Origin of the sequence: Streptomyces parvus, assembly GCF_032121415.1 — a bacterium.
In the GTDB taxonomy this organism is placed as follows: domain Bacteria; phylum Actinomycetota; class Actinomycetes; order Streptomycetales; family Streptomycetaceae; genus Streptomyces; species Streptomyces globisporus_A.
Genome location: NZ_CP135079.1, coordinates 6,946,243 through 6,963,977, shown reverse-complemented (window position 1 = coordinate 6,963,977; position 17,735 = coordinate 6,946,243). Strand labels below are relative to the sequence as shown.

Here is a 17,735-nt window from a genome sequence, read left to right as displayed (position 1 = left end):
TGGGGGCGGGTGTGGCGGGTCGTGTGCGGGTGGCGTTGCGGTCTCGGTTCACGGGGTGCTCGGCCAGGTGTGTGCGCCGCCGATGGTCAGCGAGGGGTCCAGTCGGCGCAGCACGGTGGCGACGACCTCGCGGCGTCGGGGGGTGAGGTAGAAGTGGTTGCCGGGGAAGACGCGGACTTCGGTGCGGGCGGTGGTGAGGTCCGCCCAGCCACCTGCCCCGTCGCGGCTGCGTTCCTCCCCGAGTTCGGGGTCCTTGCTACCGGTCAGGACGTGCAGGGGGCAGGCCAGGGGCGGCCGCTCCGCCGGCCGGTACGTCTCGATGATCCGGTAGTCGTGGCGTACGGCCGTCAGGATCAGGGACCGCAGCCCGGGGTCGTCGAGGACCTCTCGGCTGGTTCCGCCGAGGCGTGCCAGTTCGGCGCTCAGGGTGTCGTCGTTCTGGCGGTGCAGCTGCCCGGTCACGGCGGTGTTGGGAGCCGCCCGGCCCGACGCGAACAGCCGGTGCGGGGCGAGGTTTCGGCTGCCGGTGAGCTCGTGGGCAAGCTCCCAGGCCACGGCGGAGCCCATGCTGTGTCCGAAGAGGGCGTACGGCCGGTCGAGCAGAGGTTCGAGGGCGTCGGCCACCGCGCTGACCAGCTCCCCCATGTCGGCCGCCCCTGGATCCTCGAAACGGTCCTCGCGGCCGGGGTACTGGATGGCGAGGAGTTCGACCTCGGGGGGCATCAGTGGCGCCCAGGGCCGGTAGAAGCCCGCGCTTCCGCCCGCGTGCGGCAGGCATACGAGCGTGAAGCGGGGAGCAGGCCCGCCGCTCAACCGCCTGATCCAGGGGCTGTCCGCTCGGACGGCGCGTCCGGAGGGCCGGGGGAAGTGCTGGGCGGGTTGCTGGAACGACACGTTCGGCGAGGAGGACGCGGTCACCAGGTCACCCTCAGTTCTTCGAGGCCGAAGGTGGCCGAGTCGTGCTTGACGGCGATGTCGTCCCGGTCACCGGCGAGGCGGAGGGTGGGGACCCGGCGGATGAGTGTCTCCAGGGCGACCTCCATTTCCAGCCGGGCCAGGTGCTGTCCGACGCACTGGTGGACGCCGTAGCCGAACGCGACGTGGTGGTTGTCGGTGCGGTGGAAGTCGACCCGCTCCGGCTCGTCGAACTGCTCGGGATCGTGGTTGGCCCCGGCGAGGAGGGCGATGACGCCGTCGTCGGCGGGGATCGTCCGGCCGGAGAGGTCGATGTCCTCGGCGGCCACGCGCAGGGGGATGGAGTCGGCGACGGACAGGACGCGCAGGAGTTCGTCGACGGCGGCGGGCATGAGGGAGGGGTCGCGGCGCAGTTCCTCCTTCAGCTCCGGCCGGTCCAGGAGGAGCAGAGTGCTCAGGGCGATCATGCTCGTGGTGGTCTCACGGCCGGCGTTGATGGTGATGCCGAGGGTGGACAGCAGCTGGTCCATGGTCACGTGGCCGTCGGCGAGATGGTCGGTGACGAGCTTGGAGATCAGGTCGTCCCGGGGTTCTTCCCGCCGTTGGGCGATGAGTTCGGCGAGCAGGCCGAAGAGGCCACCGAGGGCTTCGGCGACCTGTTCGGCGGTGCTGTTGCGGGAGCCGGAGATCCGGGTGACGTCCCGGAAGAACTCCAGGTTCTCGCGCGGGATGCCGAGGAGTTCGCAGATCACCGAGGTGGAGACGGCGTTGGCGTACACGGAGACGAAGTCCACGGGGCCGCCTGCGGCGAGCATGCCGTCCAGGATCTCGTCCACCCGTGCCTGTACGGCGGGGCGCATCACCCGGACCCGGCGCACCGTGAACACCGGCAGGAGCATGCGCCGGTACTTGGTGTGCTCGGGGGCGTCGGTGCGGATGAAGGGACGGAACCGTGCCCCGGCCTCCTGTTCGCCCTCGCCGAGGGCCGGGAAGCCCGGGCGGCTGATGTCGGCGCTGACACGGGGGTCGGAGAGAAGTTCGCGGACGTCGTCGTAGCGGGTGACGACCCAAGCTTCCTTCTTGGTCGGCAGGGTGACGCGGGCGACCGGTTCGTCGGCCCGCAGCGCGTCGTACTCCGCGGGCGCGGCGAAGGGGCAGCCGCGCTGGATGGGGAAGTCCCGGGGTGGGGCCATGGTGTACGCAACGGTGTCCGTGCGGAGCGGGTCGGAGGCGTGAGACGCCGTCGAGGTCTCGGGGGTGCTCATGGTGGGTCCTAGCCGTCGGTGGGAGAGGAGACGAGCGGAATGGCGGTGCGCGGGGCGTCCGGGCCGTCGGACGGGGTCCGCGCGTGCGGCAGCCGGGGGGTTGTGTCGGAGCCGCCGGGCGTCCGGGTGAGTACGGCCAGTGGGGGTGCTCCGGGGCGGGTGGGCAGGGCGCGTGCCGTCATGCCGGACTCGGCCGCCACGTCCTGCAGTCCGAAGGGCGCCCAGCGGTAGGAGTCGCGCACTTCGCGTTCCGCGTGGGCGGCGCCGTCCCGGTAGACCCGCCAGGTGGAGTGCAGACGCATCGCTCCGTCCTCGGCCTCATCCGGTGCCCCGGCGAACGACCACTCATAGCGGTGGCGTCCGGCTCTGGCGGTGGCGAGCCGGGTCTCGGGCAGGGACAAGGGACGTTCGAACTGCATGAGTTCGACGATGACGAGCCCGCCGGGGGCCAGCCGTCGGTCCAGCCTCCGCCACAGCCTGGCCCGCTCTTCGGCGTCGAGGTGGCCGAGAACTCCGCACAGCAGGACGGCGCTGATCCGGTCGGGAAGCTCCAGGTCGGGAGCGGAGTCCGCGGTGACGGTCACCCGGGTGCGCAGGTCTTCGTCACTGAAGACACGGCTGGTGAGCACGGCCCGCATGCCGACCGACGGTTCACAGGCGATGATCTGCGCGTCCGTCCGGGCCCGGGCGACGGCCTCGGTCACCAGACCGGTGCCCGCACCGATGTCGACGACCGGCCCCGCGCTCAGATCCGCTTCGGCGAGGAGGGCGGCGACCGCAGGGACGCTGGAGGTCGCGGTGTGCTCGGCGGCGAAGAGGTCGAAGAACTCGGCGGACGGGGAGTACGGCACGGAGTCCGCGGGACGGACCGGCACCGTCTCGGGCGAGAAGCCGGTCGGCTCCCCGGCGGGGGCCGGACGGGCGATGTGCGAGGGCGGTTCCGGGCGGGACGTGGTGTCGCCTGCGAAGCCCTCCGGCACCGGGAAGACGTCGCTGACCGCCAGGGGCCGGGGCGCGGCCGGCCGGACGATCTCGGGTGGACCCAGCCGTGTCGCGAGGTCGGTCCAGATGCGGCACACCGCCAGGTCGTACTGGCCGGCGCGCAATGCGTCCCCACCCTGGGCGACAGCCTCGCGGAGACCGTCGAGAGCCGTGCCGATCGCTTCGGGCCACAGGTCGGAGAAGACCATGCGGAAGCTTCCCGTGGCGCCGACCACGGCCGTGGTGCCGAGCCCCAGTCGCCCGGTTCCCGGACCGTCCAGGACGAACCGCCGGTCCGTGTCCCGGCCGATGTGCAGCCGGGGGCTCCACAGCACCGGGCCGTGGGTGTCGGCCAGGGTGAGCACTCCGCCTTCGGTTCCGACGGAGATCCGGTGCCAGTGCAGGGCGTGGTTGTCCCGGTCGGACGGGTCGAGCTGGTGGTGCACCCGCAGGGTGAGGGGTACACCGGCGAACACGCCGTGCAGGGAACGGAACGGCTGCGGTCCGAGCCCGGTCGGCAGTGGCGCCGGGTCCGCGAACCGCCAGGGCCGGAGCGTGCCCATCGCCTGACCGAGGATGTCCACCAGGGGATGCATCAGGTGGACCGGGGTGGCGGCGTCCACGAAGAGTGGTCGCTGCCGTTGGACGAGCCGGCGGGCTGCCTCGATGAAGGCGCGGACGGGAGCCACATGCGGGTAGTGGGTGTTGAGGCGGTACTGCACCCCGCGCCTGCGGGCGTGTTTGAGGTTGTCCGTCAGCTCGGTGAGGTGGACGGGGTGTTCCTGGAGGACGTGGACGCCCCGGTCCATGAGCGCTCTGGCCAGCTCGGTGCCCGGGCCACCCGATATGGAGGAACTCACCGCGACGCAGGCCGCGTCGATGTCCTCCGGAAGGTCGTCCACGTCCGTGTAGAACGGGACGCCCAGGCTCTGGGCGTACGCCCGGGACGCTGCTGACCCCCGGCTCAGGACACCGGCCAGGAGGTAGCCGGGGCGCCGGCCAACCGCCTCGGCGTAGAAGCGCCCGAAGTTGGTACCGCAGACCAGTACACGCAGGGGCGGCGCTTCGCTCACAGCACGCCTTCTTCCACTTGTTCGGCTTCGGCCGCCGAGCCGGTGAGCCGGAGGTCGGCGGCCCCGCGGGATCGCAGGTGCGTGATCACGGTGTCCGGGTCCAGGACGTCGCAGGCGAAGTGGACGCCCGCCGGAACCTCGCCCCGCAGTACCGCTTCCACCGCGAGGGCGCCGACGGCCGCGGTCAGGCGGTAGCTACTGGCGGCGCGCAGGGTCAGCCCCGCGGTGGCCGGACGTGCGGACGCCGTTCCCGACAGCGCGAAGTCCATGACGTAGTAGGGCTTGCGTCCGGCCAGGTCGAGGTCGGCGGCCAGGATCAGCCGCTCCGCGAGCCGGTCGGGGTCTTCTCCGGCGGCGAGACGTCCCGGCAGGACGTTGAGCAGCGCGCGTACGGCCGGGCCGGGGTGGACGTTGTACCAGTCGAGCCGGTCCAGGCCCAGGACGGTGGCGAGGCGTTCGCTCTCGCCGCTGAGGTAGGGCTGCACGGCGACCCGGCCGGGGAACGCCTCGTGCTCGGTGTCCTCTGCCGCGCGCAGGACACGTGACACGCGCCTCCCGCCGCGGACGGCCGCCAGCGCCTCGCCGTATGCCGCACCGTCCGCGCCACCGGAGGTCAGGGAGAGCATGAGATCGTGCGCCACGGTCGGCGAACAGGTCTCCAGACCACCGCAGTACGCGGTCAGCGCCGCGGCCCCGCCCGGTCCCTGCGCCGCCAGCCAGCGCGGCAGGAGGCTCGACAAGCCGGGCAGGGCTCCCGCGGAAAGCACGACGGTGCGGCCGTCGAGGGTTGGATCACCGGCCTCCAGGAGGTCTTCGGCGGCTGGGTCGTCCCCGGCCACGTCGACGCAGTGCGCACCGGCGGCGAGTGCCGCGGAGGCCACTGTGGCCCGGAGCCGGTAGGTGGGGCCGACGCAGTTGAGGACGATGTCGCAGCCCTCGGCGAAGGCGCGCAGGCCGTCTTCAGCGGCGGCGTCGGCCCGGACCGTCTCGTCGTGGCCGGTGGGGTGCTCCTCGGCGACGGCGCTCAGGGCGGACACGGTCCGTCCTCCCAGGCGGAGCCCGGTGTGGCCGAGCGTGCGCAGCTCCCGTACGGCGGCCCGGCCGACCGCACCGGATGCCCCGAGGACCCCGATCACTGGCTTGTTCATCGGGTGATCGCCCCCTGGGTAAGTTCGTCGAGGGTCTTGAGGATGCCGGGCGCGTGCTCGACGGACAGGCAGCTGTAGTGGTCGCCGCCGATGTCGACGATCTCCAGGTCTCCCAGCGTCAGTTCCTCCCAGTAGGTGGTGACGGCGTCCTTGCTGCCGGGGAAGGGGTAGGCGCCGTCGTGGCGCAGGAAGGTGATGTCGCCCGCGTAGGGCTCGGCGTCGTAGCGGGTGATGGCGAAGACGCTCTGCCGGAACGCGAGGAAGAGCCGCGTCATGTGGTCGGGTTCGTAGGTACCCGCCGAGGCGGGGACCGCCGCGCACATCCGCTCGATGCGGATCGCGCGGGGAACCTCCGCGAGTTCCCGGAAACGCGCCGCGACGTCGGCGAACTCCTCGGGCAGTCCGGCCAGTCCGCCGTCCGGCAGCACACCGGGACTGGCGGCGAGGACGGCGTCGGCGGCCGCTGCGACCCGGTACTGGTCGTCGGGGAAGCCGAGTTCGGCCGGGTCGATGCCCATCATGACGGCGAAGGAGTACTCGGCGAGGAGTTCGTCGTCGAGCCGGAAGCGGGGGCTGTGGCTGCTGATGACGGTGAGGCTCTCCACCTCGGCCCCGGACTCGGCCAGGTTGCGGGCCACCTCGGTCGCGATCAGACCGCCCAGGCAGTAGCCGACGACGTGGAAGCGGCTGCGGCCGTCCGCCGTCAGGGCGCGGGCGTAGTCGGCCGCCATCTGCTCGATGAGTCCCTCAGGGGGCGCGGCGAGGAATCCGTTCAGGTCCGGGACCTCGACGCCGACGACCTCGGCGAGACCTGGTGAGCGGCGTCTGATCTCGGTGACCAGCGCCCGGTACGGCATGATCGTCGCGGTTCCCGCATGCACCAGGACGGTCGTCGGCTCGTCCTCGGAGCGGGCGCCGTGCAGGCGGATCACCGGGTCGGCGCGCACGGCGTCCGCCGAGGGCGAGTCCTCGGAACCGGCCAGACCGCGCAGGAACCCGGCGAGACCTGCGACCGTGGGGCGGCGCAGCATGTGGCGCAGGACGACCTCCCATTCCAGGTCAGCCGCCTGCGGTACGCGTTCGCGCAAGCGGCCCACCATGCGTGCGACCAGGAGGGAGTCGCCGCCGAGGTCGAAGAAGTCGTCGTTGCGGGTGACGCGTTCGACAGCGAGGAGCTCCGCCCATAGGTCGGCGAGGCTGTTCTCCAGCTCGTCCTTCGGCTGCTCGTCCACGACGACCGGTGCGCTTTCGCGGGGCAGCCAGCTCCGCAGGCGAGCACGGTCGGTCTTGCCGTTGGCCGTACGGGGCAGGGCGTCGACGACCTGCCACACCGACGGAAGCATGTACTCAGGGAGCCGGGTGGCCGCCGTGCGGGCAAGCTCACCCGCGGGAACGTGACAGCGGTCGTCCTTCAGTGTGGCGAAGAAGACCTCCTGCCCGGTGAGGGCCAGGGGGTCCCGGGCGTCGGGCAGTGAGGTGACCTCCGACGCCCCCTGTGCGTCCAGGAGTTCGCGCCACTGCGCGTGGGTGAGGAAGGACTGCCCGGTGTGCTCGCGCACATCGGTCCAGGTCCGGCCGGCGACCTCCAGGAACTCCATGGAGACCAGCAGGGGGAGGTTCTCGTCGCGGGTGTTCTCCACGAACACCAGCTGGCCGCCCGGCACGAGCAGTTCCCGCAGGCGGCCCACGGCGGCGTCCGCGTCGGCGGTGGCGTGGAGCGTGTTGGCGCAGATCACGACGTCGAAGGTGTTGGGCAGCAGGTGCTGGGCGCGGGGGGCCTCGTCGACGTCGAAGCGCTGGTAGCGGACCCAGGCATGGTCGGCGAAACGCTCGCGGGCTTCGTTCAGGAAGAAGGCGGAGGCATCGGTGAACAGGTAGTCCACGCCGTACTCGGCGAGGACGGGCACGAGTTCGCCGGTGGTGCCGCCCACGCCGCCGCCCACTTCGAGGACGCGCATCCGCTCCTCGCCGGTGTGGCCGGCGGCGATCTCGCGCAGTGCGGCGACCACCGCGCGGTTGAGGTGCCGGATGGCGAGGTTGTCACGGTAGGCGGCATCCGCGGCCTCGGTGGCCGCTCCGGGGAAGAGCAGTTCCTGGATGGCCGTCTCGCCGGAGATCAGCTCGGGCAGTCGCTCGGCACACGTACGCATGACGGTGAGCAGCTCCGTGCTCCAGCCGATCTCGTGCTCCAGTGCCGCGGCCCGCTGCCAACGGCGCTCCTTCTCGGTCTCGGACACGGGCACCAGGCCGGTGTAGGTGTCGTCCGGGCTCTGGTGGGTGAGCCGGTCGCGTACGGCCAGGGCGCGCAGCCAGCGGCGCACGATGTGCCGGTGACGGGGCGTGGCGCGCAGGGCCGTACCCACTTCGTCCGCGGTGCGCGACGCACCGTCGGCGAATGTTCCGGAGGCGGCGAGGACGCGGGTCATCTCGGCGACGGCCACCTCGTCGAGGGCGCTGAGGAAGTCTGTGAGCCGCGCGGTGTCGACGGCGGCCGAGGCTTGGCGTACGGCGTCGGCGGCCACCGTACGCGCCTGTGCTCTGGTCGCCGCGGCGGGATCGTAGCCGTCCCCGGAGGGTGCTGCGGGAAGGCCGGCATCCCCGTCCTTGCGGGCCGTCTCCACGAACGCGGCGAGGCGCCGTCCGCCCGCCGCGGAGTCGTCGACGATCACGGCGCCCGCCGCGACCGCCGGGTGGGCCTGTACGGCGGCCTCCACCTCGGCCAGTTCGACGCGGTATCCGCGGATCTTGATCTGGGCGTCCTCGCGGCCCAGGAACTCGATGGTTCCGTCGGGGAGGTACCGCCCGAGGTCGCCCGTGCGGTACAAGCGCCCTCCAGTGGCGGGATCGGTGAGGAACCGCTGTGCCGTGCGCTCCTCGTCGCCGAAGTAGCCCAGGGCGACGCCGGCGCCGCCGATGTACAGCTCGCCCGGCACCCATTCGGGGCGGGGCCGCAGGTGCCGGTCGAGTACGGCGAAGGTCTGGTTGGTCAGGGGCTTGCCGTACGGGATGCTCGGGCGGGCGGTGTCCACCTCGCCGATCGGGTGGGCGATGGACCAGATGGAGCCCTCGGTGGCTCCGCCGAGCGAGATGACGTCCAGCCCCGGGAGGAGTTCACGGGCCTGGTCGGGCAGCGAGACGGGTATCCAGTCGCCGGATATCAGCGCGAGCCGCAGCGAGGCGTCGCCGGCGGGGGGCTCGGAGCGGAGCCAGTCGCACAGCATGTGGAGCTGACCGGGGACCGAGTTCCACACGGTCACTTCGTGATCGCGGACGAGTTCGGCCCAGTGGGAGGGGTCCCCTCGCCGGTCGGCCGCGGGCAGGACGAGGGTGGCGCCCACCGCGAGCGGCCCGAACAGGTCGTAGACGGACAGGTCGAAGCCCAGCCCCGCGATGCCGAGGACGCGGTCGCTTCCGGTGACGGCGTACCGCCGGTTGATGTCCTCGACGGTGTTGAGAGCGGCTCGGTGACTGATCATCACGCCCTTGGGCGTGCCGGTGGAGCCCGAGGTGTAGATGATGTAGGCGAGGTCGTCCGGGTCGCGTCGGGGTCCTCGCACGTCCGGCGTGGCAGGGGTGGACTCGGGTACGACGAGGTCGACGGCGACGGCCGTGGTGCTTTCCGGCAGGTCGTCGATCTCGGCGAGCCAGGATTGGGTGAGGACCGTGCGAACGCCCGCGTCCGCGATGATCGTGTCCCGGCGGGCCGGTGGCTGAGCGGTGTCGACGGGCAGATAGGCACCGCCCGCCATGAGAGTGCCGAAGACCGCGACGACCTGCTCCCAGCCCTTGTCGGCCCAGATGGCCACGGGTTCCCCCGGGCGAAGCCCGGAGTCCGTCAGCGCCTGGGCCAGAGCGCTCGCGCGGGCCACGAGCTGTCGGTAGGTGAGGGCGAGGTCGGGGGTCCGGACGGCGATCGCGTCCGGTGCGGCCTGCGCCTGGGCGATTACGGGTTCGTGGAGCAGGGCGTTGGGCAGGGGCCCCTCGGTCGCGTTGACCGCGCGTCGGCGTGCCGCCTGGGCCTCGGGCAGAGGGATGCGGGCCGGGGCGTCCCAGGCGGCCTCTCCGGCTTCGCCCTCGGCCGACAGCGACCGTACGAGTGCCGAGTACGCCTCGAACATGGCGTCGGCCACCCCCTGGGCGAGTGCGGCCTCCCGGATGTCCCAGGACAGGATCAGCGCGTCACCGCGCTGCATGACCTGGCAGTCGAGCCACACCTGCGGCGTCCGGGTCACGGCGTACGTCACCTCGGGAGGTACTCCCTCGGAGGTGGCCCCGGTGCCCAGGGCGCTGGTGAAGACGACCGGCATCAGCACCGGGGAGCCGGCGCGGCGGGAGAGTTCGGCCAGCACGTCCGAGCCGGTGAACGACGCGTGTGCCAGGTCTTCGAGGAGCTGCTCCCCCACCGCCCTGGTCCGGTCGGTGAAGGTGGCCGGGGCGTCGAGGTCGACGGCGAGGAGTTCGAGCGAGGTGAAGTCGCCGATGAGGCGGTCGATGTCCTCGTGGAGAGCGGGTCGGTCGACGGTGGGCACGTTGAGCGTGAAACGGCTGGTGCGGGACCAGGCCCCGACCGTCTCGGCGTATGCGGTGAGCAGGGCGGTCGACACGGTCAGTCCTCGCCGCGCGGCCCGCCCGGTGAGGCGGTCCCGGTCGGCCGCGGACAGCAGGGTCTCCAGCCGGCGGAACGTCACCGTGCCGTCGGCAGTCGGCGTACGTCCTGTCCCCCCGTGATCGCCCACACCAGCTTCCCAGTGTTCGGCAAGGGGGAGTTCAGGGGCGGGCGGCAGGGTGTCGAGGCGTCCGGTCCAGTAGGCGCGGTCGCGGGTGTGTGCGTCGCTGTCGGCGAGGGCGCGGCGGGCCAGGACGTAGTCGCGGAAGGTGATCCGCGGTGAGTCGGAGAGGGCGGCACCGCCGTAGCTCCGCTGGAACTCGGCGAGCAGGATGCGCAGACTGGCGTGGTCGACGACGAGCATGTCGAAGGAGAGGTGGAGCACAGCCTGGCCGGCGGTCCGGGTGACGTGCACGGCGAAGAGCGGCCACCGGTCGGTGGGGGCCTCGCGGGTGGACAGGCGTGCTCGCGTGCGTTCCAGCTCTGCCTCGGCGGTGTCGGACGGGAGCGCGGTCAGGTCGTCGGTCCCGACCACGAGGGCGGGCACTTCGGGCAGGACCCGCTGGTGGCCGTCGCGATGGACCACGGCACGGAGCATGTCGTGGCGCTGGACCAACTCGCTCCACGCGGCGGTCACTCGGTCCACGTCGAGGTCGGGGTAGCGCAGCTCGACGTAGGCGTGGCAGCCGATGCCGCCGTAGGCGTAGGCGTCGGTGCGGCCGATGAGGTAGGCGGCCTGGATGTCCGTCAGCGGGAACGGTTCGTGGCGGTTGTCGGGGTCGCTCCGCAGCGTGGGCTCCCCTGCCTCCAGGTGGCGCAGGACGGCGGCCTTGTGCGTGCGCAGTTCGGCGCGGTGCGTGTCGGTGAGCCGGCCCTGGGGGGCCCGGAACCGCAGTTGTCCGTCCTGGGCCCAGAGCACCACGCCCTCGTCGGCGTATCGGGCCAGCAGTTCAGCGATGTTCACAGCTCTCCGGTCTCATAGGTGGTCGCGTGGGCCGCGAGCGTTCGGGTGACGTCCGCGGCGAGCGCGGCGATGGTCGGTGCGGCGAAGAAGCGGCGGGCGGGCACGGTGGCCCCGAGGCGGCGCTCGATCGCGGTCAGCAGGCGCAGTGCGGTGAGGCTGTCGCCGCCTGCGGTGAAGAAGTTGGCGTCGCGGTCCGGCACCCATGGCGGCAGGTGTTCGTGCCAGAGCGCGGCAAGGGCTTCTTCGGTTTCGCCCCGAGGCGGTTCGGCGCCGGCGGACCCGGTCTGCGGGCCCGCCAGACCGGCCAGGGCTCCCCGGTCGACCTTGCCGTTCGCGGTGAGGGGCAGCGTGGGGAGCAGGAGGATGCGGGACGGGACGGCGTAAATCGGCACGCGTTCCGCCAGCAGGGCGAAGAGCCTCTCGGCGAGTTCCGGATCCTCGGCGGGCGTGCCCGGACCAGAAGGAGCGGACTCGGTTGCGGGCCTGGCCACCGTGGTGGGGTCCTGCGGTACGGCGAAGGCCACCAGACGCTTGGCGGTACGCTCCCCCACGGCCACGACAGCGGCCCGTGCGACGGCCGGGTGTGCTTCCAGTGCGGCCTCGATCTCGCCCGCCTCGATGCGGTGGCCTGAGATCTTCAGCTGGCTGTCAAGCCGGCCGAGGAATTCCAGCAGACCGTCACCCCGGAACCGGCCCAGGTCACCCGTCCGGTACCAGCGCCGCCCGTCCTGCTCGACGAATTTCTCGGCGGTGCGGGCCGGGTCGGCCAGGTAGCCGCGAGCCAGTCCGGCACCCCCGATCAGCAGTTCGCCGGGCGTCCAGTCGGGGCAGTCCCGGCAGGCCCGGTCGACCACCCGGTAGTGCTGCCCGGTCAAGGGGCGTCCGTACGGGATGGAGACCCACCGGGCGTCCGGATCGGTGACGGTGAGGGTGTTGGACCAGATGGCGGCTTCGGTGGCGCCGCCCATGGCGACGAAGGAGCAGGGCCGCTCGGTCCGGGCCCGAAGCCGGGCGGGCAGGTCGAGGCCGATCCAGTCGCCGGAGACCAGTGCGGTCCGCAGCCCCGCGATCCGGCTGCCTTCCGCGCCGTCCTGTTCGTCGGCGTCGAGCAGGAGGTCGAGCAGGGCGGGCACGGTGTTCCAGACGGTCACGCGGTGCTGCTTCAGCAAGCTCGGCCAGCGAGCAGGTTCACGGCGCTGGTCCTCGGTGGGCAGCAGGAGGGAGCCTCCTGCCGCGAGCAGGCCGAAGACGTCGTACACGGACAGGTCGAAGTCCAGCGCGGAGAGGGCGAGGACGCGGTCGTCCCCGCTGATGTCGTGGCGGGCGTTGATGTCGGCGATCGTGTTCCAGGCGGCGGCGTGGGTGATCTCGACACCCTTGGGCTCGCCCGTGGAGCCTGATGTGAAGATCACGTAGGCGAGCGCCTGCGGAGACTCCGTACAGGGGGTGGGCAGCGGCTCATGGTGCTGCGTGTCCGCGAAGGACAGGCTACGGGGGCCGGTCGCCTCCGGGGCGGGCCAGGTTCCGAGAACCACCTCGAACCCGGCGGTGGCGTGCACGCGTTCCAGCCGTGCGGTGGGCTGTTCGAGGCTGAGGGGCACGTAGGCGGCTCCGGCCGCGAGGACTCCCAGGACGGCCGCTATCTGTTCCGGGCCCTTGGGCAGGGTGACCGCGACCAGGTTCCCCGGCCGTACGCCCTCGTCGACGAGTACCGCGGCGATGCGCAGAGCCTGCCCGGCGAGGGCTCCGTAGGTCACCTCCTGCCCTGCCGTCGTGACGAGGGCGGTGCGGCCGGGGGTGGTGGTCGCGTGGCTGAAGAACGCATCGTGCAGCAGGCGAGGAGCCACCGGTTCGAGGGCGGACTCCCGTGCCTCGGCAGCCCGGCGTTCGTACTGGGAGGCGGGCAGCAGGTCGGGGAGCGGCGCTTCCCAGTCGTCGGCGACGATGTGCCGCAGCAGCCGTTCGTAGGCGGCGAACATGGCGTCCAGCACGCCGTCGGCGAACAACTCCTCGACTGCGTCCCAGGTGACGACCAGGTTCCCGGACTCCTCGGTGACCTGGTTGTCCAGGCAGACCTGCGGTGACTGGGAGATGCCCCAGACCTTGGCGGGGAATCCGGTGCCCGGTGCGGCCAGCGTCGCGTCACCGACGCCGATGGCGCTGGTGAACACGACGGGCGCGGCCGCGTCCACCGTGCCCGTACGTCGGCCGAACTCCCGCAGCAGCCAGTCGATCGGCACGTCGGCGTGGTCGAGGTCCTCTGCCTGACGGCGTTGCAGGACCCTGGCCACCGCCGGCCAGGATGTGCCCTCGCGCCGGTATCCGGCGAGGGACAGCGAGGTGAAGTCGCCCAGCACCCGATGGATGTGGGGGTGGACGTCACGCCGGTTGAAGAGGGTGAGCGTGAGAGTCAGGGCGTCACTGCCGCTCCAGGTCGCCAGGGTTTCCGCGTACAGGGCGAGCAGGACGGTGGAGGGGGTGAGGCCGTGGCGGGCCGCGTCCCGCTTGACCGCCTGCCAGTCCTCGGCGGGTACGGTCAGCCGGCGCCGGGTGAAGACGGGCGTGTCGAGAGTGGCGGGGTCTAGGTCGAAGGGCAGGGCGGGGGGTGGCGGCAGTTCGGACAGGCGGGACTGCCAGTGGGCACGGGCTCGCGCTGCCGCCTCCTGGTCCTCCGGGAGGCGGGTCAGATAGTCGCGGAACGTCACGTCGACGGGCGGCAGTTCCTGGTCCGGGTCGGCGTAGAGCGCGTTCAGTTCGGCGTAGAGCGTGGTGATGGAGAGCGCGTCGAGCACCAGGTAGTCCAGGCCGATGCCGATGCGGGTGCGTACCTCACCGTCCCCCTTCCCGGCGTCCCCGTCCTCGCGGTAGCGCACCGCCTCGATCGCGAAGAGCGGCCACCGGGCGGGGTCACGGACCTGGCGGGACAGGCGGGCGCGCAGGTCCGCGAGCGCCTCGGTCGCGTCGCCGCCGTACGTGTCCCCCACGGGGATGCGCACGGGTGGCACCTCGGGAAGGACTCGCTGACATCCGTCCGCGACGACGGCACGGAGCATGCCGTGGCGGGCGACGAGGGCGTTCCAGGCGCGCTCCAGCCGGGGCAGGTCGACGTCCGTGCCGTCGAACTCCGTGTAGTGCCAGGTGCCGACGCCGCCGAGGGTGAAGCGAGGGTCCCGGCCGGTGTGGTAGGCGGCCTGGACGTCTGTCAGCGGGAAGGGCTCGTGGGCGTGGTCCGGGTCGGGCACGAGGACGGCTGCCTGCTCAGGGGCGGTCGTCGCCGGGTGCAGCGTCTCGCAGAAGTGCTGGAGCACGGGGCGGGCGAAGAGGTCGGCCACACGGGCGCCGGGGAATCCGGCGGCGCGCAGCCGGCCGATCATGCGGGTCGCGACGAGCGAGTCGCCGCCCAGCAGGAAGAAGCTGCTCTCGCGTCCCACGTCGGCCACCTCGAGCAGATCGGCCCACTCGTCCGCCACGGCCGTCTCCACGGGACCGACCGGTGCGGAGGTGCGCGGTCCGTCCTGGCCGGCGGCCTCGGTGAGCGCTAGGCGGACGGCCGCCCGGTCGAGTTTGCCGTTGGCGGTCAGCGGCAGGTCGCGCAGGACGAGGACGCGCTCGGGGACCATGTAGGCGGGCAGTCGGTCCGCCGCCCTGAGCCGGACCCTCTCCGGGTCGGGTGCCTCACCGTGGGCGGAGACGGCCGCGGCGAGGTGCCGTACCGGTGCGTCGAGGACGGTGGCGACGGCGTGCAGGACGGCGGGGTCGTCCTCCAGCGCGGACTCGACCTCGCCGAGTTCGATGCGGTGGCCGCCGATCTTCACCTGGTGGTCGGCACGGCCGAGGAACTCCAGCACTCCGTCGGGCCGGTAGCGGGCCAGGTCGCCGCTGCGGTACCAGCGTTCGCCGTCGTGCTCGATGAACCGTTCGGCGGTCCGCTCGGGGTCGCCCCGGTAGCCGTTCGCCACCCCGGGGCCGCCGATCCACAGCTCGCCGGGGACGAGATCGGGGCAGTCGCGGCCGTGCCCGTCCACGACACGCGCCCGCATGTTGCGCAGCGGAACACCGTACGGGACCGACTTCCAGGCCGGGTCGGTCTCCTCCACCTCATAGACCGTGGAGTGGATCGCGGCCTCCGTCATGCCGCCGAGTGCCACGAAACGGCAGTCGGGTAGGAGGGCCCGCAGTCTGCGGGGCTGGTCGAGTCCGATCCAGTCCCCGCCGAGCAACACCATGCGCAGGGAATCGCCGAGGCCGTCGTCCTCGCCGGCGGCCATCAGCAGGTCCAGCAGAGCGGGCACGCACTGCACCAGCGTCACCCCGTATGTGCGCACCAGCCGTGCCCAGAGGTGAGCGTCGCGGCGGTGCTCCTGTTCCACGGCGACCATCTGGCCGCCGACGGACAGCGGGGTGAAGATGTCCCAGGTGGCGAGGTCGAAGTCCAGTGCGGAGATCGCGAGCGTGCGGTCGGAGGAGCCGAGTCCGAACTGTTGCTCCATCGCTTCGATGGTGTTGACGACCGCTCGGTGGGAGACTTCGACGCCCTTGGGCAGTCCTGTCGAGCCGGAGGTGAACAGCACGTAGGCGGCCAGGGCGGGGTCCGGCTGGACGGCCTGCGAGGGTTCCTTTTTCGCCGCGTCCTCCAGGAGCAGCACCGGAGCCGAGGAGGCGTCCGCGCACAGGTGGGCGTGGTCCCGGTCGGTGAGTACGGCGGACGCTTCGGCCACGGCGTGGATGCGGGCTCGTCGTGCGGCGGGCTGCTCCACTCCGACGGGGGCGTAGGCCGCGCCGGCGGCCAGGGTGCCGAGCACCGCGGCGACCTGGTCGGCGCCCTTGGGCAGGGTCACCGCGACGGTGTCTCCCTCCCGCACCCCGTGGTCGCGCAGCAGCGCGGCGATCTGCCGTGCCGTGCGGCCGAGTTCGCCGTAGGTGAGCGTGTCGCCCGTCGTGCTGATGACCGCGGCGCGGGCCGGCTCGGTCTCCGCCAGCCGGAAGAAGCGGGTGTGCAGGGCGCGGGCAGGGACCGGCGTGGCGGGCAGGGCCGCCACCGCGCGGCGGGGCAGGACGTCGGTCGCGAGCAGGCCGTCCACCGGCCGGTCCCACGCTTCGGGGTCGGTCACGAGACGGCTGATGAGGCGGCGGTAGGCATCGAACGCGGCGTCGGGGACTCCGGTCTCGAACACCCCGTCACGCACGTCCCAGTTGAGGAGGAGACCCCCGTCGAGTTCGGTGACCTGCGCGTCCAGGTAGACCTGCGGTCCCTGCGAAATGATCCAGGAAGGGTGGCCGAAGGACTTCTGGACGTCCTGCTCGAATATCTCGCCCAGGCCGATGGCGCTGGTGTACACGACGGGTGCCAGCACCGGGGCGCCCTCGACGCGTGCGAGGTCGCGCAGCACCTCGACGCCGCCGTACGCCCCGTGGGCGATGCCCTCCTGCAGGCGTTCCTGAAGGCCGCGGGCCTGCCGGGAGAACGGGTGCGGCGCGCTCAGGTCCGCGTCGAGCAGGACCGAGCTGCTAAAGTCGCCGACCAGGTGGGCCACTTCGGGGGTGAACATCTCCCGGTCGAACAGCGGGAGGTTGAGCAGGAAGCGCCGGCTGTCGCTCCAGGCCGCGATGACCTCGGCGAAGGCGGTGGCGAGGGCGGCGGCGGGGGTGATGCCGTGTCGGCGGGCCGCGGCGATGAGCGCGGCCTTGTCGGCGGGGCCGAGCCAGTGGTGCAGGCGGCGGGAGTGAGTGAGCGTGGTGTCGCCCGCGCTGACCGGGGTGAGCGGGTCGACGGTCGTCGGCAGCCGGGGGGCGCGGGGCAGGTCCGGCAGACGCTCTCGCCACCAGGCGGCGTGCTGTTCGCGTTCGGCCCTTCGCCGGACGTCGTGCTCCGCGAGGTACCGGCGGTAGTCCAGGCTCATCTCGCGCGGCGGTTCGTCAGGACACTCGTAGAAGTGGCGCAGGTCGGACAGGAGGACCCGCAGGCTCAGGGCGTCCCCGGCCATCATGTCCAGGTCGATCTGCAGCCGGGTGCTCCCGCCGGGGAGCAGGCACAGAGAGGCATGGAAGACCTCGCCCGTGGTGATGTCCGGGCGGGCGTGGGTGTTGTTCTCGCGCAGCAGCTGCAGCCGGGATTCGGCCTCGCCGGCGGTGCCTGCACGCAGATCGTGGACGGTGAGGGTCGCACCCGCGGCACCGAAGCGCTGGCGGCCCTCCTCGTCGAAGACGGCCCTGAGCATGCCGTGCCGCCGCACGAGGGCGCGCAGGGCGGCATCGAGCCGGTCCGGATCGACGTCGTGGCCGTCGAGCTCGACGTAGAAGTGGGCGGCGACGCCGCCGAGGGGCTGTCCGTCCTGCCGTCCGACCCAGTAGGCGTGCTGCATGGTGGCCAGCGGGAAGGAGCCGGACTGCTCCTCGGCGGCCGTCACGTCCGACGGGGTGGGGGCGGGTGCGTGGTCGTCGGGCCGCGCTTGCCCGAGCAGGACCGTCCAGGCCCGCAGGGTCGGCTCGCGCGTGAGGTCCTGGAAGGTGACGGTGCTGCCCGCCCGTCGCCAGGTGCCGACGAGGGACATCAGCATCAGCGAGTCGAGGCCGAGTTCGAAGAGGTCCCGGTCGTCGGCCAGTTGCTGTGGCGTCAGCTCCAGCGCGCGTGCGACCGCCGCGCGCACCGCGGCCGGTTCGTGCGGGTCGCTGCCGGCGGGGTCGCCTTCCGCTGTCCGCGCCTGGACGAGCGCTTCGTCGCTCACTGATGGGGCCTTCCGATCGGATGGGTGCGGGTCGGGTCGAGGGCGGCAGGCGGCGGGA

The 17,735-nt window shown here is 72.3% G+C and carries 6 protein-coding genes; all 6 read right to left on the bottom strand.

The genetic code is table 11. From position 1 onward, the window contains the following. Positions 1-48 precede the first annotated feature (48 nt). From RNL97_RS32220 to RNL97_RS32195, 6 genes are read right to left on the bottom strand one after another with little or no spacing between them, the layout of a single operon-like run. Entirely contained in the window at positions 49-918 is an 870-nt protein-coding gene (locus tag RNL97_RS32220; RefSeq protein ID WP_398867040.1) for a thioesterase II family protein, read from the bottom strand. After that, positions 915-2,180: a cytochrome P450 gene (locus tag RNL97_RS32215; RefSeq protein ID WP_313751558.1), complete on the bottom strand. Its 1,266-nt coding sequence runs from the start codon at positions 2,178-2,180 to the stop codon at positions 915-917. Before RNL97_RS32215 ends, RNL97_RS32220 begins: the two co-directional genes overlap by 4 nt. An 8-nt stretch (positions 2,181-2,188) precedes the next feature. Then, entirely contained in the window at positions 2,189-4,234 is a 2,046-nt protein-coding gene (locus RNL97_RS32210; RefSeq protein ID WP_313751557.1) for a Gfo/Idh/MocA family oxidoreductase, read from the bottom strand. Beyond that, positions 4,231-5,382, bottom strand: a complete 1,152-nt coding sequence (locus RNL97_RS32205) for a saccharopine dehydrogenase NADP-binding domain-containing protein (RefSeq protein ID WP_313751556.1) — start codon at positions 5,380-5,382, stop codon at positions 4,231-4,233. Before RNL97_RS32205 ends, RNL97_RS32210 begins: the two co-directional genes overlap by 4 nt. After that, positions 5,379-10,952: a non-ribosomal peptide synthetase gene (locus RNL97_RS32200; protein ID WP_313751555.1), complete on the bottom strand. Its 5,574-nt coding sequence runs from the start codon at positions 10,950-10,952 to the stop codon at positions 5,379-5,381. Before RNL97_RS32200 ends, RNL97_RS32205 begins: the two co-directional genes overlap by 4 nt. Further along, positions 10,949-17,599: a non-ribosomal peptide synthetase gene (locus tag RNL97_RS32195; RefSeq protein WP_050500244.1), complete on the bottom strand. Its 6,651-nt coding sequence runs from the start codon at positions 17,597-17,599 to the stop codon at positions 10,949-10,951. Before RNL97_RS32195 ends, RNL97_RS32200 begins: the two co-directional genes overlap by 4 nt. Between the last annotated feature and the right edge of the window lie 136 nt (positions 17,600-17,735).